10 protein-coding genes and 1 pseudogene are annotated in these 20,824 nt (G+C 32.8%); 6 read left to right on the top strand and 5 right to left on the bottom strand.

Features of this window, described 5'->3' with window-relative positions:
- Positions 1–18: 18 nt before the first annotated feature.
- Positions 19–1,020 carry a cytochrome f gene (gene petA, locus H6F32_RS01985; RefSeq protein ID WP_190367667.1) on the top strand — a complete coding sequence of 334 codons (1,002 nt, stop codon included), beginning with the start codon at positions 19–21 and terminating at the stop codon, positions 1,018–1,020.
- Positions 1,021–1,137: 117 nt separating this feature from the next.
- Here the strand turns inward: petA and H6F32_RS01990 are convergent, their stop codons facing one another.
- From H6F32_RS01990 to H6F32_RS02005, 4 genes are all read right to left on the bottom strand, one after another.
- The gene (locus H6F32_RS01990; protein ID WP_190367668.1) at positions 1,138–1,830 is read right to left on the bottom strand and encodes a DevA family ABC transporter ATP-binding protein; all 693 of its coding nucleotides are present in this window, start codon (positions 1,828–1,830) and stop codon (positions 1,138–1,140) included.
- A 61-nt stretch (positions 1,831–1,891) separates the two neighbouring features.
- A complete protein-coding gene (devC, locus tag H6F32_RS01995) occupies positions 1,892–3,067 on the bottom strand; it encodes an ABC transporter permease DevC (RefSeq protein ID WP_190367669.1) in 1,176 nt (391 codons plus the stop codon).
- A gap of 61 nt (positions 3,068–3,128) precedes the next feature.
- Positions 3,129–4,352, bottom strand: a complete 1,224-nt coding sequence (locus H6F32_RS02000; RefSeq protein ID WP_190367670.1) for an ABC exporter membrane fusion protein — start codon at positions 4,350–4,352, stop codon at positions 3,129–3,131.
- 149 nt (positions 4,353–4,501) lie between these two features.
- The gene (locus H6F32_RS02005) at positions 4,502–4,831 is read right to left on the bottom strand and encodes a hypothetical protein (protein ID WP_190367671.1); all 330 of its coding nucleotides are present in this window, start codon (positions 4,829–4,831) and stop codon (positions 4,502–4,504) included.
- A gap of 1,026 nt (positions 4,832–5,857) precedes the next feature.
- Here H6F32_RS02005 and H6F32_RS02010 point away from each other — a divergent pair.
- The 4 genes and pseudogenes from H6F32_RS02010 to H6F32_RS02025 all read left to right on the top strand — a co-directional run bounded on the left by H6F32_RS02010 (position 5,858) and on the right by H6F32_RS02025 (position 18,840).
- A pseudogene (locus H6F32_RS02010) lies at positions 5,858–12,661 on the top strand (SDR family NAD(P)-dependent oxidoreductase).
- Positions 12,662–12,772: 111 nt separating this feature from the next.
- Entirely contained in the window at positions 12,773–15,433 is a 2,661-nt protein-coding gene (locus H6F32_RS02015) for a PfaB family protein (RefSeq protein ID WP_190367672.1), read from the top strand.
- 42 nt (positions 15,434–15,475) lie between these two features.
- Positions 15,476–17,116: a PfaD family polyunsaturated fatty acid/polyketide biosynthesis protein gene (locus tag H6F32_RS02020; protein ID WP_190367673.1), complete on the top strand. Its 1,641-nt coding sequence runs from the start codon at positions 15,476–15,478 to the stop codon at positions 17,114–17,116.
- Between the two features lie 209 nt (positions 17,117–17,325).
- Complete coding sequence (locus tag H6F32_RS02025; RefSeq protein ID WP_190367674.1) at positions 17,326–18,840, top strand: thioester reductase domain-containing protein; 1,515 nt, start codon at positions 17,326–17,328, stop codon at positions 18,838–18,840.
- A 224-nt stretch (positions 18,841–19,064) separates the two neighbouring features.
- On the opposite strand, the gene bioB is transcribed toward H6F32_RS02025, so the two are convergent.
- Positions 19,065–20,039: a biotin synthase BioB gene (gene bioB, locus H6F32_RS02030; RefSeq protein WP_190367675.1), complete on the bottom strand. Its 975-nt coding sequence runs from the start codon at positions 20,037–20,039 to the stop codon at positions 19,065–19,067.
- A 179-nt stretch (positions 20,040–20,218) separates the two neighbouring features.
- Between bioB and H6F32_RS02035 the strand changes: the two genes are divergently transcribed.
- Positions 20,219–20,791, top strand: coding sequence for a GNAT family N-acetyltransferase (locus H6F32_RS02035; protein ID WP_190367803.1), 573 nt, complete (start codon positions 20,219–20,221; stop codon positions 20,789–20,791).
- Positions 20,792–20,824: the final 33 nt, after the last annotated feature.

The raw sequence follows: 20,824 nt of genomic DNA on the forward strand, positions 1-20,824 counted from the left end.
AATTTTGTCCTAATAGAGATGAGAAACGCTTGCACAACCGCGAGATTAACTCGCACTGCTAGGGTAATGTTAAATACATTGCTTGTAGCGATCGCTACTGTCACCTTTTTCCTGAGTAGTGATTTATTCACACCACAAACTGCTGCTGCTTACCCCTTTTGGGCGCAGGAAACCGCTCCTGCTACTCCCCGTGAAGCTACTGGGAGAATAGTTTGTGCTAACTGTCACCTAGCTTCTAAAGTCACAGAAATAGAAGTTCCCCAGTCTGTATTACCTGATACAGTATTTAAAGCGATCGTCAAGATCCCTTATGATCTGAGCGCACAACAAGTAGGTGCAGATGGTTCTAAGACTGGTTTAAACGTAGGTGCGGTGTTAATGTTGCCTGAAGGCTTCAAAATCGCCCCAGAAGACCGCATTCCTGAAGAACTTAAGAAAGAAGTTGGTGATCTGAGCTTTACTCAGTACACCGAAGACAAAGAGAATGTGGTTATAGTTGGACCTTTACCAGGAGAAGAATATCAAGAAATCGTCTTCCCCGTACTTTCACCTAACCCTGCTACTGACAAAAATATTCACTTTGGTAAATATGCTGTTCATGTAGGTGGAAACCGTGGTCGTGGACAAGTATACCCTACAGGTGAAAAGAGCAATAATAACCTCTTTACTGCTTCTAAAGCTGGCACAATTAGTACAATTGGTCAAGAAGAAGATGAAGATGGTAATGTATTCTCTTTAGTCAATATTACCACTGCTTCAGGAGAAGTTGTTATTGATAAAGTACCTGCTGGTCCAGAATTAATAGTTAAAGAAGGACAAGTAGTCAAAGAAGGTGAAGCATTAACAAATAATCCTAACGTTGGTGGTTTTGGACAAAAAGACACAGAGATTGTGTTACAAGATAGCTCCAGAGTTGCATGGTTAATAGCTTTCGTTTGTTTAATCATGATGGCGCAAGTAATGTTAGTGCTGAAGAAGAAGCAAGTAGAAAAAGTTCAAGCGGCAGAAATGAACTTCTAATTACTTCCAATAGACTCTAATTTATTTATTTGCTAAATTACTCAGATCCAGGACAGGCTTTAGCCTGTCTTTTTTTATATCATCTGTCAGTGGTCAGCTATTACCAATCACTAATCACTAATCACCAATTAATCTACCATCTTCCATATTAATAATTCTGTCAGCAATATCTAAAATGCGATGATCATGAGTGACTATCAAAATAGTACAATTTTGTTCCTTAGCTAATTGCTGCATTAGATTAACTACATCTCTACCTGACTTACTATCTAAAGCTGCGGTAGGTTCATCAGCTAAAACTAATTGAGGATCACTAACTAAAGCACGAGCGATCGCTACCCGTTGTTTTTGTCCTCCAGACAAATTTTCAGGATAATAATTCATTCTCTGTGCTAAGTTTACAGCATTTAACATTAATTCTGATTTTTGATGAGCTTGTGATTGAGAAATATTTTTTTGCAATTCTAGGGACATTTTCACATTTTGCATCGCTGTTAAAAAATCTAGCAAATTATGGGCTTGAAAAATATAGCCAATTTGTCGACGTATTTGCACTAATTCCTGATTTGTACATCCATATAATTCCTGACCATTAAACTGTAAACTTCCTTCTTGTACAGAACGTAAGCCTCCAATTAAAGTTAATAAAGTGGTTTTTCCTGAACCAGATGGTCCAGTCATAATCACAATTTCACCTGGATAAATAGTTAAGTTAATATCAAATAATGTCTGATTTCTTAATTTATGATTACCAAAATAATGATTAAGATTAGTAATTTTTATTATGGCATCATTACTATAGTAATTCATAATTGATTACCTTTGATTAAGTTGTAAGTTGAAAAAATGCTTGTAAGATGCTTGCACTACTTTAATTAAAAATTTCTGCGGGATCTAAATTGCGTAACTTATTAGTGGATAAAAATCCAGAAGTTAAACACATAAGAATGACAGAAACAAAAATTAAAAATGCCTTATGTGTGTCCATAATAATTGGTAATTTAGTGGCATCTTTAGCAACATCATAGAGTCCTAAGGAAATAGCAAAACCGGGAATATAACCTAAGACAGCTAAAATTAATGCTTGTTGAAAAACCACATTTAAAAGATATTTATTTTTAAAACCCATAGCTTTTAAAGTAGCAAATTCCACAAAATGAGAAGAGATATTACTATAAAGAATTTGATAAACCACAATTACCCCAACTACAAAACCCATAATTACCATCAAATTAAATACAAAACCTATAGGGGTTCTTAAAGTCCAATATCTTTTTTCAAATTCTACAAAATCATGACGATTCATAATCATTACATCTGGAGGTAAATTAGCTTTGAGATTTACTAAAATCTTTTCAGGATCAAAACCTGGTTTAATATGAATTAAACCTATATCTATTTTATTAGCTACCCTATCTTGAAAAATTCTCATAAAGGTAGAAGAACCCACAATTAAATTACCATCTACACCAAAAGAAGGACCAAGACTAAATAAACCACTAACTTTAACTTTATAACCAACAGTACCTAAATAACTAAATATTTCCATATTGACTGGTTTATTTTGGTTGTAATCACTAGCAATAAGTCCAAATTCAGGACGGGATGAGCGATCAAAAAATACCTGATCAGGAATTGTTAATAATTTAAAATCTTGTTGTAATTCTGGTAGTTTAAAGATGGACTTTACTGGGGAAAATCCTAAGACATAAATGGGATATTTTCGACCATTAATAGGATTTTTTAATTTAGCGAATTGGACATATAAAGGATCAACATTTTCCACACCATCAAAACCTAAAACTTGATATAAACGACTGCGGGGAAAACTTTGATTAGAGGTTAAAGATTGATATTGAGAACTAACAATAAATAAATCACCTTGTAAATGATTATGTACTTGGGTAGCACTGTTATAAAGAGCATCTTGAAAACCTATTTGCATAAACATTAAAACTGCAACAAATGCAATTCCTGCCAATGCTACTAAAAAGCGTACCTTTTGTTTTATTAATTGTAACCAAGGTAAAGGTATATTTAAAATCATATTTTTATTCCTAATAATAAAATTGCAGTTGTAGATGTTGGTTTGTGTTCCTTAACCCAACCTACAATATTTGAATAAATGCTTGTACCTGTAAATTAGTTAAATTGGAAACCCGTTGATTATCTTGTGGTTTATCAATGCGAATTTTGACATCAACAATTTTATTATCTGTATCTGCACTAGGGTTATTAGTAAAGATATTTTGTTTACCAACTTGTAAACCAATATCTATCACTGTACCTTTTAATTTTCCCATAAAAGCATCACTAGTAATTATCACTGATTGACCTAAACGAACTTTTTTAATATCCGTTTCATAGACTTCTGCTACTACTAACATCTGTTGAGTTTGACCTAATTCTAGTATGCCATTATTACTAATTATTTCCCCTGGCCAAGCATGAATTTTGAGAATTTGTCCTTTTATTGGTGAATCAATAGCACTTAAATTTAATTCAGCTTGGGCTTGTTTTACAGATGCTTTAGCACTTTCTAAATTAGCTTGAGCTAGTTGTATATCTGTGGGACGAATTTCTTGAATACTAGTAAGTCGATATTCAGCTTCTGTTAATTGTTTTTGTAAGGTTTCTATAGTGCTATTAAGACGAGAATTAGCTTCATTTAGTTGTTGTTTTACTGTATCTCGACGTAGTTTTTTTGTGTCAGCATCACTGGCAGCGATCGCTCCATCTTGATATAATTTTTGATAACGTTTATTTTCTATTTCTGCATTATTTAGTTCAAATTCTAAACGATTAATAGTTGCTTTTTGAGTGGAAATTTCCCCGCGCAATTCAGCTTTTAATCTAGCAATTGTTGCTTTTTGAGCAGAAATATCGCCACTTTTAGCTCCAGCTTCCACTTGTTTAAGACTCGCTTGGGCAACTTTTACTTGACGTTGAGCTTTTTCTAATGCTGCTAAATGAGAATTATAATTATCAAGAATTGCGATTAATTGTCCTTGACTAACTATATCTCCTTTTTTAACAAATAGTTTATCAATTCTCACTCCTGCTTGTAAATTAGGAGCAGAAAGACGAATTACTTCTCCTTGAGGTTCTAAACGTCCTAAAGCAGTAACAGTATTAATTTGGGGTGTACTAACTTTATTAGTAGGATTATTGACTTTGTTAGATGTTAATTGAACAGGTATTTTGAATTTATTACAAAATCTCGAAATACTAGATACAGATAATATACTACTTAATAAAACTCCCGTACCTGCTAATATTATTGTCCACAAACTTACAGGTTTATCTAATAGCTGTTTATATTTGTGTACCATAGGTTTCAGTTAATTATTAATTTGCTGATTATTAGATTAATTAGTAATTTTGTTGATGATGAATATTAAAAGTTTGTGAGGTGCGTCAGAATCACTTCTGAAAAGTAGCAATTTTTATTTTCTGACGCACCCTACTAGAGATTTTGTAACTATTTTTGTAGTGCCACCTCTTTTTCTTTTTTCTTCTTCATAATTGCCAAGTATTCATTGCGTGTTCCATCTATACGATAGTGATCACAAATTTGGCAAAGTTTCAGAAGATCCAAGCGACTAAATATTTTTTGATGTTCGATATTATTATCATTTCTCCAGCGCCAAAAAGTGGTTCTATCAATACGACGATTACTTTCTGGCCACCTTCTTTTTGATAAAAAATCTACCAATTCATCTTCATAAAATGAGTAACCTTTAGGTAATTTGAGGAGTATTTCTCGTAACTCATTTAATGGAATGAGTGGCTCTAAATCAGATAATCTCATACCAGCAAGCCCTTATAATTTGTGTATAGCTCGTTTTCTTGAAGTTCTATAGCTAGTTATTACCTGGGTCAGATACTACCAGTAAAATTTACTCTTTTATACCTGAATTACCTAGCAAATGCTATATTTTGCAATACGGTTTTATTAGCATTCTGCTAAAATCAACAAAGATCAAGAAGTTGTTTATTGTGGGATACACCTTACTGGTTGGTGATGTTGACAAAAGATAGTTTGATAATTTGATATATCAGGTGATTTGGTTAATTTATCCTTTATTTAACCTATTATCAATTACCATTAATCTGATGAAAACACCAGTCTTTGTTTATGGTTTTCAGTAAGCATTCAGCTTTCATTAAGCTTATATTTCTGTTTTTTTTAGCCTTTTGCTGATAGCTGACTGCTAAATGCTTACTGTTTTCAATCATTAATAATAGATGGATTATTTTTGATTTTCAACCCTTATGCAACAATTTGATTTATGAATATAGTATGACGATTTTATTTAATTATGGAAAATCATTGTTCATAAATCATGTTATTGATTATCTCAGAGTTTTGATGAAGTTAAAACTTTTTTGCAAAATAAATCTTATTTTTCTACTTTTAGATATATTTTTTGATGATCAATATGTTAATTAGTTAAAAATATGTCTGGAGATAGATTCATTGCAATTCAAAAAGATGGCTGATTTTTTAATAGCTGTTGCAGGCATCTTGCCTGCACTACTATTATGACTATATGCAATTTATATGCAACTTTGGTAATTTTGTTTTCAAGTCAGATAATAATGAATATATTGGATAAGTAAATATTTCGCAAAATACGAATTTATCAATTTTATTTGCAGAACTTTTTTAAGTTGGGCAGAAGTTGCGTATAAGTTGTTATAAAGTAGTCACCAAAAGGTATTTTTATTGAACCATAGAATTGTGTGAACATTATCTAATTTTTGCTGGTGTTACCTAATTACTTTTAATTATTTTACCCTATTTTACCACTATTGAACTAGTGAAGATACTGTCATAGCTGCGGCCACCAAAATTGAAACTATTTTAGCACAATTGCAAGATGATATTAGCAATTGTGAAGAGATGCTGTTAGAGCTAATAAAGGTGAAGTAAAATATGTCTGATAATTCTCCAAATATCAATTCTGTAAATAGTCAGAGATTGCATGAAATTAATCATAGGTTGCAGAAAACAAATGTAGCAATTATTGGTATGGCGGGTATATTTCCTGAAGCTCGTAATTTGCAGGAATATTGGCAGAATATTTTAGACAAAATAGATTGTATTCGTGATGTTCCTCCTTCTCGTTGGAATATTGAAGATTATTATGATCCTAATCCTAAAGCAGAGGATAAAACCTATTGTAAACGCGGTGGTTTCTTGCCAGATGTTGATTTTAATCCGATGGAATTTGGCTTACCACCTAACATTTTAGAGGTGACAGATATTTCTCAGTTATTGGGTTTGTTGGTGGCAAAACACGCCATGGAGGATGCAGGTTATGGTAATAATCGTGAGTTTAATCGAGAGAAAGTTGGTGTAATATTAGGTGTAGCAATTGGTGGACGATTAGCTGTTCCTCTGGGTGCAAGATTGCAATTTCCTGTGTGGGAAAAAGTTTTAAAAAGTAGTGGTTTATCAACAGAAGATACTCAAAAAATTATTGAGAAAATTAAAAGTGGATATGTGCAATGGGAAGAAAATGCTTTTCCTGGAATGTTGGCAAATGTGATTTCTGGACGCATTGCTAACCGCTTTGATTTTGGTGGTATTAATTGTGTCGTTGATGCTGCTTGCGCTAGTTCTTTAGGTGCGCTAAGAATGGCTGTGAGTGAATTAGTTGAATATCGTGCTGATATGATGTTGACTGGTGGCGTAGATACGGATAACTCTATTTTCGCCTATATGTGCTTTAGCAAAACTCCCGCTGTTTCTCCTGGGGATAAGGTTAAACCATTTGATGTTGATGCTGATGGGATGATGCTAGGTGAAGGAGTAGGGATGTTAGTGTTAAAACGTTTAGAAGATGCAGAACGAGATGGCGATCGCATTTATGCAGTTATTAAAGGTATTGGCACTTCCAGCGATGGTAAATATAAAAGTATCTATGCTCCTCGTGCTGAGGGTCAAATTAAATCTTTAGTTCGTGCATATACAGATGCCGGATTTTCACCAAGCACCGTAGGCTTAATAGAAGCGCATGGTACAGGAACAATGGTAGGAGACCCTACGGAGTTCGCATCAATTAGGGAAGTTTTTAGCACAAATAACCCGCAAAAACAACATATTGCATTAGGAACAGTTAAATCTCAGATAGGACATACTAAAGCAGCCGCAGGTGCAGCTAGTATGATTAAAATTGCCTTATCATTACATCACAAAGTTTTACCACCTACCATTAACGTAACTCAACCTCATCCTAAATTAAACATTGAAAACTCGCCATTTTATTTGAATACAGAAACCCGGCCTTGGGTAACTCATCCCAGTCAACCAAGAAGAGCAGGAGTTAGCGCTTTTGGCTTTGGTGGTACAAATTATCATGTAGTTTTGGAAGAATATCAACATGAACATCATCATTCTTATCGCTTACATCAAACTCCACAAACAATACTTTTATCTGCACCAACTCCCCAAGAATTATTATCTCGCTGTCAAAATATTCACCAACAATTAACAGCAGCAAATCAACAAAATTATCAACAAAAATACTATCAACAATTATTAATTGATAGTCAAAATCAAGAACTTCCTAATAACTATGCCAGAGTGGGTTTTGTAGTTAGGAATTTAGCTCAACTTCAAGAATATTTGCAAATAATCATTGACAATTTACCAAAACAATTAACAACAACATCCTGGGAACATCCCAAAGGAATTTATTACCGAAAAACAGGAATAGAAACCACAGGAAAAGTAGTAGCTTTATTTTCTGGACAAGGTTCACAATATTTAGAAATGGGACGAGAATTAGTAATTAATTTTCCTGATTTTCGTCAAACATACACTCACATAGATAACCTTTTATCTGCCGATGGTTTACAGTCATTATCCACAGTTATTTTTCCAAATCCAGCATTTAATCAACAACAAAAACAACAGCAAATAGCAACTTTGCAAAAAACAGAATATGCCCAACCAGCTATCGGTATATTTAGTGCAGGATTATATAAAATATTGCAAAAGGCAGGCTTTAAGCCTGATTTTTTAGCCGGGCATAGTTTTGGAGAAATTACCGCCTTATGGGCTGGAGGTGTATTAAGTGAAGAAGATTATTTATTCTTAATTAAAACTAGAGGACAGGCAATGGCCACCCCACCAAATCCCACCTTGGATGCTGGAGCAATGTTAGCGGTAAAAGGTGATATTAGTCGGGTAATGGACATAGTTAAAGACTTTTCACAACTGGTAATTGCTAATAAAAATTCACCACAACAACTAGTATTAGCTGGTAAAAAATCGGAGATTGATAAAGTTGATTATCTTCTGAAAAATCAAGGTTTTACTACTATTTTATTGGGAGTTTCAGCGGCATTTCATACTCCTTTAGTTGCCCATGCTCAAAAACCTTTTGCTCAAGCTATTGAAAAGGTAACATTTACAGAAGCAGCGATTCCTGTTTATAGTAATGTTACTGGTAGTTGTTATCCCCAGCAACCACAAGCGATGCAGAAAATCCTCAAAGAACAATTATTAAACCAGGTGTTATTTCAGCAGGAAATTGAAAATATTTATGCTGCTGGTGGTTATATATTTGTAGAATTTGGTCCCAAAAATGTTCTCACAAATTTAGTTAAAGAAATTCTGCAAAATAAACCTCATATTGCTATTGCAGTTAATCCTAATGCACGGAAAGATAGTGATTTTAGTTTACGAGAAGCAGTAGTTCAATTACAGGTAGCAGGATTATCTTTAAAAAATTTAGATCCTTATCAAGTCGTTAATCAAATTCCTGAAGTGCAGCAAAATCGAGTTTTAAATGTCTGTTTAAACAGCACAAATATTAATGAAAAATCACAAAAAGCCTTTGCTAAAGCCTTAGAAAATGGACATAGAATTAATGCTCAAACAGTTGTGCAAGAAGTTCCAAAAGTTAATCAAATAAATGAGGTTAATAAGATAGAAAATGCTGATCCAATTCTGGATAATTTAGATAAATTAATCCGAGAATTTCATCAGCAACAACATGAAATTGTGCAAATTCATCAACAGGCATTAAAAAATCATGCAGAATATACCAAAGCATTTTCTCAATTAATGCAGGAACATTATTCATTATTAAAAAATAGTGAGTTTAATCAGCAGCAAGAACAAATTAAACAATTAGTAATTTCTAATTCAGCATCTAATATGATGCAGTTACATGAACATCAAAGTGATACTATTCGTATTCATGAAGAATATCTTAAATATCAACAGGAATGTACTCAAAATTATTTTCAATTAGTGGAAGAACATTATCAATTACTAAATTCTTCACAAAATTCTTCACAAGATGTTACTAATTCCCCTGTGCTGAAAACTGCTAACTTAGTAAATCAAGGAATTAGTCTTTCTGCTTCCTTTGAGAACAATTTTAATTTTACTGATAGCTTCAATTTTGTTAGTTCAGTTCCAGAAGTTTCAGAAGTTTCAGAAGTAGAAAAAACTCCCATTGAGATAGATATATCTACTTTGAATGAAACATTTTTAAATGTAGTCAGTGAAAAAACAGGTTATCCAGTGGAAATGTTAGAACTTTCTATGGATATTGAAGCAGATTTAGGAATTGATTCTATTAAAAGAGTGGAAATTTTAGGAGGTTTATTAGAACTTTATCCTGATTTACCTAAACCTAATCATCAAGAACTTGGGGAGTTAAGAACTTTAGGCGAAATTGCTGAATATATCCACAATTTAGTTAACAATTCAGGTAATTTCTTTCCCGATAGTTTAACAGTAAATTCAGAGTTAGGAATTTCTACTGTAGACATTTCTTCAGAGCAAATATTAGTTGAAGTTCCTGTTTCTAAAATTGTAGAAATACCTGAAAATATCAGTGATATTCTCTTAAATGTAGTCAGTGAAAAAACAGGTTATCCAGTGGAAATGTTAGAACTTTCTATGGATATCGAAGCAGATTTAGGAATTGATTCTATTAAAAGAATGGAAATTTTAGGAGGTTTATTAGAACTTTATCCTGATTTACATAAACCCAATCCTGAAGAACTTGGGGAGTTAAGAACTTTAGCAGAAATTACTGAATTTATCAAACATCAAGGGTTAGGAATTACCCAGTTAGTCAACGTAGAAACAAGCACAAATATAGAGGATAGTCATCAAGAAAGTAATGATAATATCCTGCGAAATGTAGCGAGATTAAAACCACTTACTGAACCTGATTTCTTAGATTTCTCATTACCTGAAAACCACATTATTTTAATTACTGATGATGGTTTTACTACTGAAAAATTAGCTGTCACTGTCAAAGCAAAAGGTTGGAAACCTGTAGTTTTAAGTTTTCCTGCTATGCAATCAAATATTACTGAAAGCATAGATAGAGTAATTTTAAGTGATTGGAATGAGGAAACTTTAAAACAACAATTAAACTACATTGCAGATAATTATGGTTCTGTAGGTGCTTTTATTCATCTCCATCCAATTATTGAAAGTAGTGATCATTGGGAGAATGTACGCTTTTTAAAACTAGAAAAATCTATTGTTTTGCAGGTGTTTTTAATTGCCAAATATCTGCAATTACCATTAAATAAAGCTGCTAATTTAACTAGAAGTTGCTTTATTAATGTGGTACGTTTAGATGGACAATTTGGACTAGGAAAAACAGACAATAAAACCAATAAAGCAAAGAATTTTGGTGTTATTGGTGCAGGATTATTAGGATTAACCAAGAGTCTTAATCAAGAATGGGACAAGGTATTTTGCCGTAGTTTAGATTTAAGTCCAAATTTAGATCCAGAAACATCAATCAAACATATTCTTGCAGAAATTCATGATCCTAATTTGTTGATTCAAGAGGTAGGATATAGTGATCAAGAAAGAGTTACTCTAGTTGCAGATTCTCCCACAGTATTAACTAGTAACCAATCATTAACTATTACTAAAGATGATGTATTTTTAGTTAGTGGTGGTGCAAAAGGAATTACAGCTAAATGTGTGATCAAAATTGCCAAAGAATATCAATGTAAGTTCATTCTTTTAGGACGTTCTGCTGTGGAAATATTACCTCCTTGGGCAGAAAATTGTGATCAAGAAGGGGAATTGAAAAAGTTAATTTTAGCAGATTTTCAAGCAAGAGGAGAAAATATTACACCAATAATTATCCAAAAACACTATCAAAAAATTGTTTCTCAGAAAGAAATTAATCAAACGTTGCAAGCAATTGAACAAGCAGGAGGAAAAGTCAAATATGTAAATGTAGATGTTACTAATGGAGTGTTATTAGCGGCTAAAATTAGGAAAAATATCGCTGATTTTGGAGAAATTACAGGTATAGTTCATGGTGCTGGAAATTTAGCAGATAAACGCATTGAAAATAAAACAGTTGAAGATTTTGAAACAGTTTATGGTGCGAAAGTTAAGGGTTTAGAAAACCTCCTGCAATGTGTAGAATTAACGCAATTAAAACATTTAATTCTCTTTTCTTCTGTCGTGGGATTTTATGGAAATGCAGGACAAACAGATTATGCGATCGCTAACGAAATTCTCAATAAAACTGCCCATATTATCAAACATAATTACCCCCATTGTCATACCCTAGCTATTAACTGGGGACCTTGGGAAACTGGGATGGTATCAGCAGAATTAAAAAAGGCATTTCAAGCAAGAGGAATTAACACTATTCCTCTAGAAATAGGACCCAGCAAATTAGTTAATGAACTAAAAAATCCTGTTTTAGATACACCACAAATCGTCATTGGTAGTCCATTAAATTACATTCCTTTCTCCTTAGATAGTGAATTAAAGAACTATCGCATTACCCGCAAATTAACATTAGCAGAAAACCCATTTTTGCTAGATCATGTTATTGCTAATTGTCCCGTACTTCCTGCTACTTGTGGATTATCTTGGATGGCTAATATTTGTGAACAAATATATCCAGGATTTCATACTTTTGCTAGTTATAACTTCAAAGTTTTAAAAGGCATAATCTTTGATCTAAACCTAGCAGATGAATACATCCTAGAATTACAGGAACTGCGAAAAACAGACAATCAAGAAATAGGAAAAGAACTAGAAATAGCGGTTAAAATTAGTAGTAAAACACCTACAGGTAAAATCAGATATCACTTCTGTAGTAATCTGATTTTAAAACAACAAAATACCGCAGTATTGCAATATGATAATCTTAACTTGAAGCAGGATCAAACCTTTGCCCAAATCAACCAAGGACTATATCAAAAAACTGCTTCTAGCTTATTTCATGGTGCAACATTCCAGGGAGTAAAATCAGTATTAAATGCTAGTGAAAAACACATTACCATTGAATGTTGCTTACCACAAGTAACCGAAAAACAACAAGGACAATTTTGGTTACAAACCTTTAATCCTTTTATTGCAGATGTCCAGATTCATGCACTATGGATATGGGCACAATACTTCCATCAAATTGGATATTTACCATCAGAAATGAAAACCTTTGAACAGTTTAGAAAAGTTCCCTTTAATGAGACATTTTATGTCACTTGTGAAGTAATTAGTAAAACAGAATCCGCAGTTACAGCTAACGTAATTACCCACAATAATCAAGGTAAAATTTATAATCGGATCATTGGTGCAAAAGCAAATGTTTTACCAGTAAATGTTGTTGAACTTCGATAATTATGTACTTGTGATCCGCAATAGACATAAACATCTTAGATCCCCCTTTTGGGGGATCTAATTCTCAGATAATTTAATTGCAAATAGTGGTTTAAATCATGGAGAATAATCATGGAAACAAATGCTAAAAATATCAAATTAGCTATTGTAGGTATGGATTGTTTTATAGACAATTACCAAACATTAGATAGTTTAGAAAGGCTAATTTATGAAACAGAGAAAACAACCGAAAAAAGTTCTCAACATACGCAATTTTTAACACAGCAGATTTTTAAACAAGTATTAGGAAAAGCCAAAATTAAATCAGACAGTAAAATAGGATTAGTTCTTATTTCTCCATCAGGAAATTATCAAGAACCATCTCCATCTATCTCTCATAAATTCACCATAATTATCCAAGAAAAATCCATCTTATCTGCATTATTTAGCAGTCAGCAATTATTAATAAATAAAGAAGTTAACACTGTTTTACTAGCAGAAATTAACCTAGAAAATGAAACAGCAACTACTAGCAGTATTGGCGTAATTGTATTACAACTCTATGAGATAGCGCAAAAAAGAAATAATCTTATATATGCTTCATTAGATGTAATTAGTTACACAAAAGAGCATAGTGACAATGCAACTAATCCTCAAGAATCAATTATTAAATGTTGTCAGAAAGCATTAGAAATAGCACAAATTGAACCGAGAGAAATCGGTTATTTAGAAGTAGTAAATAGTGGAATTATACCACTAAATCGAATAGAAATTTTAGGCTTAATAGCTGCTTATCAAAAAGGAAATGAAACCTACAATTGTGCTGTAGGTTGGGTAAAAGCTAACTTGGGAAATATTAATAGTAAATCGGCCATATTTAGTGTGATAAAAACAGCATTATGTTTATATCATCATTATATTCCTGGCGTTGTTGAATCTGAGATTAATCCTCAAACAGAAATTTGGGAAAATAGTCCATTTTATCTTCCCCAAGAATCTCGTCCTTGGTTTCTAGAACCTCATGTTAGCAAAAGAACTGCTGCAATTAATATTATCGAGAAAGATGAAGAAAATCATACCTATGGACATTTAATTTTGTCAGAAGAACCAATACAAATACAGTATAATAGCAATTATTTGCAAGAAACACCATATTATTTATTTGCGATCGCAGGTAATAACCGCAGCGAATTATTATCACAAATCACCTCATTAGAACACAAAATACCCGAATCATTTTCCTTGGGTAAACTAGCAAATCAAACATTTAAAATTTTCCAAAAAAACCAAGAATCAAAACATATTTTAGCCATCGTTGCACGTCATCCCCAAGAACTAACTAAAGAAATTGAACGTGCCATCCAAGGAGTAAATATAGCCTTCGATCATCACAAAGATTGGCAAACACCATCAGGCAGTTATTTTACCATTAAACCCCAAGGAAAAATAGGAGAAATAGCCTTTGTTTATCCTGGCGCTTTTACATCTTATATAGGATTAGGACGTAAACTTTTTCGTTTATTTCCCGAACTTCATGATGATTTGATCATACAAACAGGTTATGATCGTGTTGCCAAAATTGAAAAATTACTCTATCCTCGCAGCATCAGTAAACTATCAAGAAGACAACTAGAAATCATCGAACAAAAATTAATAGATGATCCCGTTTCCATGCTAGAATCAGAAGTAGTATTTGCCCGATTAATCACTGCAATTCTGAGAAATTATTTTCAAATTCAATCGCCTTATGCTTTTGGATATAGCTTAGGTGAAATCAGTATGATGTTAGCCCAAGGAGTATGGACAAACTTTAAAAATACCAGTGATTATCTCAACTCATCCTCCTTATTTAAAACCCGTATTTCTGGTCCAAAAAATACAGTTCGTCAATATTGGGGATTACCTCAAATTCATAATCAACAATATACAGAATTTTGGAGTAATTATATTCTCCTTTGTTCACCAGAAGAGGTTAGAGAAATCCTTAAAACTCAATCACAGGTTTACATAACATTAATTAATACCCCTCAAGAAGTAATTATTGGAGGTGAAACTCAAGCCTGTAAGAAAGTAATTTCTCTACTCAATTGTGATGCCTTTCCCACATCAATTAATCACGTCATCCATTGTCCACCAATGGCATCAGAATATCCCGAACTCCTGAAAATAAACACCTTACCTACACAACCTTCAAAAACTATCTTTTATTCCGCTTATGAATATGCACCAATGACAATTGATAGCAATTTAGTAGGAGAAAATATTGCCAAATGTCTATGTAAAACCCTTGATTTTCCTGAACTAGTCAACCGTGTTTATAATGACAACATCAGAGTATTTATTGAAGTTGGAGTTGGTAGTAATTGTACACGCTGGATTGATGAAATTCTCAAAGATAAAGAACATATAGCTATATCTTTAAATAGAAGAGGAGTAGATGATTACACCTCCATAATTAAAGCATTAGCTAAACTTTTGAGTCATCAAGTAAAATTAGATTTATCACCCTTATATTCCCATCAAAATCTCATCTATCATAACCAACCATCTTTAGTAGAAACCTCCGCCAATACCGTAGCTAACTATCGCAATCTTAAATCTATTCCTCTGCATTTACATAACTTCCAAGAACAGCATTATCAAAAATTAATTGATAATCATTTACATATTGCCAAATCACACGCATTTTTATTACATTATCGTCAAACATCACTGCAAAGAATTAGTCTGTTTTTGCAACAACAACTAGAATTTTATAAACAAGCAACAGCAGAAGCCAAAAAAATCAAATAGCTATCAGTAATCAAGATTACCAATTACCCATTACCTAAAAATATGTTTCAACAAAATCATAAACAACTGCAATTTTCTGAATTAACCATCAATAATCACCAAACATGGCAAGGAGAATCAAATTCCATAGCCTTCGATACCATCAACATAAAAAATAAACTGATGAACCTAGATCATCCTTGCTTTATTGTCAGAAATAATGGGGAAATTGGTGTTACCAATCAAGGCAAAGTAGCCTACACAAGTAACGGCAAAAATAGCTATTTAGAATTATTAATTACTGCCCCAAAAATCAGCCTAAATCAACTAGGAGATGCCAACTTTTTAGAAACTTATCAAGTCAAATACGCCTATAAAACAGGTGCAATGGCACAAGGAATAGCCTCAGAAGAAATGGTCATTGCATTAGGTAAACAAAACATTTTAAGTAGTTTTGGTGCAGGAAGTTTATCATTATCTCGCATAGAAACAGCCATTCATCGTATTCAAAAATCTTTACATCATCAGCCCTATGCTTTTAACCTGCTATATAATCCTAGCGAACCAATCATGGAACGCCGACTAACTGAACTATATTTACAACATCAAATTAGAATCATTGAAGCCTCAGCATTTTTAGACATAACAGACAATTTAGTATACTATCGTGCTGCCGGACTAAGTTTAAATTCAGCCCATAAAATTGAAATCAAAAATAGAATCATCGCCAAAATTTCCCGTCGAGAAGTAGCAATTAAATTTCTACAACCAGCACCCACAAAAACTCTTAAACATCTGGTGCAACAAGGTTTAATTACTGAATTACAAGCCTCCTTGGCTGAGAAAATTCCCCTAGCAGATGACATTACAGTAGAAGCAGATTCAGGAGGACATACAGATAATCGTCCCTTAGTTTGTTTACTACCTTCAATATTAGAATTAAGAGACGAAATTCAAGGTAAATATAATTATGAAAAACCCGTAAGAATTGGAGTAGCTGGAGGCATTTCTACACCCCAATCAGCCCTAGCAGCATTCATGTTAGGGGCGGCTTACGTAGTCACAGGTTCTATCAATCAAGCCTGCATAGAAGCAGGGACATCAGAACACACAAAACAACTATTATCCCAAGCAGAAATCACAGATATGATGATGGCACCAGCAGCAGATATGTTTGAAATGGGAGTTAAATTGCAAGTCTTAAAACGTGGAACACTCTTCCCAATTCGTGCCCAAAAACTATTAGAATTATACAAAAAATATAACTCTATTCACGAAATTCCTACCACTGAAAAAGAGAAACTAGAAAAACAAATATTCCGCAAACCAATAGCAGAAATTTGGCAAGAAACAACCCAATATTTAACACAACGTAACCCCGAAAAATTAGCCAAAGCAAATAATAATCCTAAAGTGCAAATGGCCTTAATATTTCGTTGGTATTTAGGACTATCTTCCCGATGGTCAAATAATGGAGAACCAGGAAGAGAAATGGATTATCAAATTTGGTGTGGACCGGCTATAGGTAGCTTTAATAATTGGGTAAAAAACTCCTATTTAGCCCATCCAGAAAATCGGCAAGTGGTGGATATTGCAGATCAAATTATGAAAGGTGCAGCCTACTTATACCGTATTCACAACTTAAAAATTCAAGGATTAAAACTACCAGAAGAATACTATCAATATCAACCAAAATGTCAATAGTTAGAAAACTCAGAACATTAGAAACCAAAATGGAAATCCTCAACGAACGCGCTAAAACTTGGAATATTGACATCAGCAATGAATCATGAAGAATTAATGAATAATTAATGAATAATTAGTGATTTAATAGTTGCTAAATTCAGTGATTATTGAATATCAGACAATAAAGTTATAATCAACATCATTACTTTCAAAACTAGAGAAAAATAATGAATTTAACACAACAATATACAGCAGAAGATATTCAAAAATTTCTAGTATCTAATCTTGCTGAAGCTGTGGAACTATCTCCAGAAGAAATAGATGTGAAAGAAAATATAGGAAATTATGGTTTAGACTCTACTCAAGCCATGATGATTATTGGTAAATTAGAAAAATTATTAGGATTTCAACCTTCTCCTGTTTTGTTATGGAACTATCCTAATATAGCTGATTTATCTGACAGATTAGCAGAAGAATATCAAGATAATTCTGAATTACAACATATTGATAAAATAAGCAATCATAATATTAATACACCTTCTTTATTGGATTTAGGTGCAGAAGCTATTCTTGATCCAACTATTCAACCTATTGGTAATTATACTGGTTCAATTACTCATCCTCAAAATATCTTTGTCACTGGCGGAACAGGATATTTAGCTGCATTCATTATCAAAGAATTATTATTAGCAACTGTAGCTAAAATTTATTGTTTAGTTCGTGCTGATAATATCTCAGAAGCTAAAAATAAATTAGTCAAAAACTTAGAAAACTATGCAATTTGGGATGATCAGTACCAAGAGAGAATTATTCCCATAATTGGTGATCTAGCAGAACCATTTTTAGGAATTGCATCAGCAGAATTTGCCAATTTAGCAGCTAATATTGATACTATTTATCATAGTGCTGCCTTACTCAATTATGTATATCCCTATTCAGCATTAAAACCCGCTAATGTTTTAGGAACTCAAGAAATTTTACGTTTAGCTTGTACAACTAAAACTAAACTTTTTCATTATGTTTCTAGTATTGCCGTTTTTGAATCTCCTTTTTATGCTGGTAAAGTCGTAAAAGAACAGGATGCATTTAATCATTGGGAAGGAATATTTTTAGGTTATTCTCAAACAAAATGGGTAGCCGAAAAGTTAGTAAAAATTGCTGGATACAGAGGATTACCTATTACTATTTACCGACCACCTTTAATTGCTGGAGACAGTCAAACAGGAGTTTGTAATCCTGATGATTTCCTTAATTTGATGATAAAAGGTTGTTTTCAAATGGGATATTTTCCTGATGTAAATTATATGTTAGATATGTCTCCAGTTGATTATGTGAGTAAAGCAATTGTTTATCTATCAACACAAGAAAAATCTCTTGGCAAGGCTTTTAATTTACAACATCCTCAACCCGCTTCCTTAAAGTATTTAGTTGAGTGGATACGTTCCTTTGCTTTTCATATTAAAATGATTCCTTATCAAGAATGGCAAAAGCATTTAGTTAATAATGTCACATCTCCTGAAAACCCTTTCTATACTTTGCGTCCATTTTTATTAGAACGTTGGTCCGATGAACAATTAACTGTTCCTGATTTGTATTTGCAAGATAAAAGACCTATTATTAGTTGTGCAGAAACCTTAGAAGCATTAACAGGAAGTGGAGTAGTTTGTCCTAAAATTGATTCTCAATTATTAACCACTTATGCATCATACCTAATTCAAAGTGGCTTTTTAAGTCTTTCTTAATAGTATGTAGCCCAAATTGGTTATAATGCCTTAATTTATGGTCAAATAAGCAATAAAATTTCTTAAAAATTATTGCTTATTCTCGTGTATTTGTATTCTGTACTTGTAAATATATATCAAGATATATACTTATATAATAGCTAACCCATTACCTTATCCCTATTCCCTGTTTACAAATTATTAAATGATTATCAGATGCTACATTTTTTATTTACTACTTGTATTTACTCTTTTTGAAATGGTGGGCGCATTTCTAAACCCAATAAGTTTAACATTTCCCGATCTTCATCATAATCAGGACATGGTGTAGTTACTGTCAGCATTTTCTGATCATCGCTAGAAAAAATCGAATTTGCACCTGCCATAAAGCATAATCCTTGTTCTACATAAGATAGTCTTGCTCTTCCAGCACTCAATCTTACATCAGATTGTGGCATGATTATTCTAGCTGTAGCTATCATTCGCACTATATCCCAAATGGGAACATCTGGCTGATTTTCTAATGGTGTACCTTCGACTTGGGATAAAATATTGATGGGTACAGATTCGGGGTGGGGTTGTAAATTGGATAATGTATGTAACATTTGTACACGATCCGTTACTGTTTCGCCTAATCCTAAAATACCACCAGAACATACTGTTACCTTTGTTTGTCTTACGTTAGCAATGGTATTTAACCGATCATCATAAGTTCTAGTTGTGATGATGGTACTGTAATGTTCTCTTGATGTATCTAAGTTATGATTATAAGCATACAATCCAGCATTTTCTAAACGTTGTGCTTGTTCTGCTGTTAACATTCCTAATGTACAGCATACTTCTAAACCCATAGAGGTGACACCTTGCACCATATCCAACACTTGCTCAAATTGTCTATTATCTCGCACTTCACGCCATGCTGCACCCATACAAACACGACTAACTCCCGTTTCTTTAGCAATTTTAGCAATATTTAACACCGTTTCCTTTTCTAACAGTGCTTCTGGTTTCACTTCTGTTTTATAATGCGATGATTGAGCGCAATAACCACAATCTTCTGGACATCCACCAGTTTTAATGGATATTAATTTGCAAACTTGTATCCGTTGGGGATGATGATATTGACGATGTACACTAGCTGCTTGATAAATTAATTCTAGCAATGGTGTATTATATATTGTTAATATTTCCGTTGTTTGCCAATCATAACGTATTGTCACTGCTACTATCCTTTGTGTAGAGATTTTGGTTTAATGTCAAATTAGTATAACCGATATGAAAATTTATGGAAATTATAGCTAAAAATTCTAACCTAGAAATTACCGCTAGTAGCTAAAAATAGCAATTACTAAAAGTCAAAAAATCGCCATAATAGTCATAATTAGTTATTGAGAAAATGATGATTTCTGAACCACCAATTTTAAAAAGCGATCGCTTATTTGTGAGAATGGCAACTTTAGAGGATGTACCTTATATTGTGAAATATTTTCATGAAAATAAACAATATTTAACACCTTTTTACCCTCAATGGGTTGATAATTTCTTCACTGAAGAATATTGGCATTATCAAGTAGAAACTAGTTTTTTAGAATTTATCCATAAGAGTTCTTTAAAAATGTTTATTTATCAAAAACAGCAACCTAGAAAAATCATTGGTACAATCAATTTCAACAATTTCATTTACAGTGTTGCTTATTTTTGTAATTTAGGTTATAGTTTAGCAGAATCAGCACAATCTCACGGTTATATGACGGAGGCTTTAACTATCTCTATTAACTATGTTTTTCAAGATTTGAATTTACACCGCATTATGGCTAATTATATGCCCCATAATCAACGTAGTGGTAATGTTTTAAAAAGACTAGGTTTTGTAGTAGAAGGATATGCTAGAGATTATTTAATGATTAATGGAAAATGGGAAGATCACGTTCTCACAAGTTTAATAAATCCTCATTGGCAGTACAATGTTTAGAAGTTACCAGAAAAAATAATTTATAATAATTTA

The organism is Anabaena sp. FACHB-1237 (genome assembly GCF_014696225.1).
Taxonomy (GTDB): domain Bacteria; phylum Cyanobacteriota; class Cyanobacteriia; order Cyanobacteriales; family Nostocaceae; genus FACHB-1237.

Excerpts from the sequence above, each read along its gene's own strand:
- petA (WP_190367667.1), top strand. The coding sequence starts at position 19 with ATGAGAAACGCTTGCACAACCGCGAGATTAACTCGCACTGCTAGGGTA.
- H6F32_RS02000 (WP_190367670.1), bottom strand. The coding sequence starts at position 4,352 with ATGGTACACAAATATAAACAGCTATTAGATAAACCTGTAAGTTTGTGG.
- H6F32_RS02025 (WP_190367674.1), top strand. The coding sequence starts at position 17,326 with ATGAATTTAACACAACAATATACAGCAGAAGATATTCAAAAATTTCTA.
- H6F32_RS02015 (WP_190367672.1), top strand. The coding sequence starts at position 12,773 with ATGGAAACAAATGCTAAAAATATCAAATTAGCTATTGTAGGTATGGAT.
- H6F32_RS02020 (WP_190367673.1), top strand. The coding sequence starts at position 15,476 with ATGTTTCAACAAAATCATAAACAACTGCAATTTTCTGAATTAACCATC.
- H6F32_RS02005 (WP_190367671.1), bottom strand. The coding sequence starts at position 4,831 with ATGAGATTATCTGATTTAGAGCCACTCATTCCATTAAATGAGTTACGA.
- H6F32_RS01990 (WP_190367668.1), bottom strand. The coding sequence starts at position 1,830 with ATGAATTACTATAGTAATGATGCCATAATAAAAATTACTAATCTTAAT.
- devC (WP_190367669.1), bottom strand. The coding sequence starts at position 3,067 with ATGATTTTAAATATACCTTTACCTTGGTTACAATTAATAAAACAAAAG.
- H6F32_RS02035 (WP_190367803.1), top strand. The coding sequence starts at position 20,219 with ATGATTTCTGAACCACCAATTTTAAAAAGCGATCGCTTATTTGTGAGA.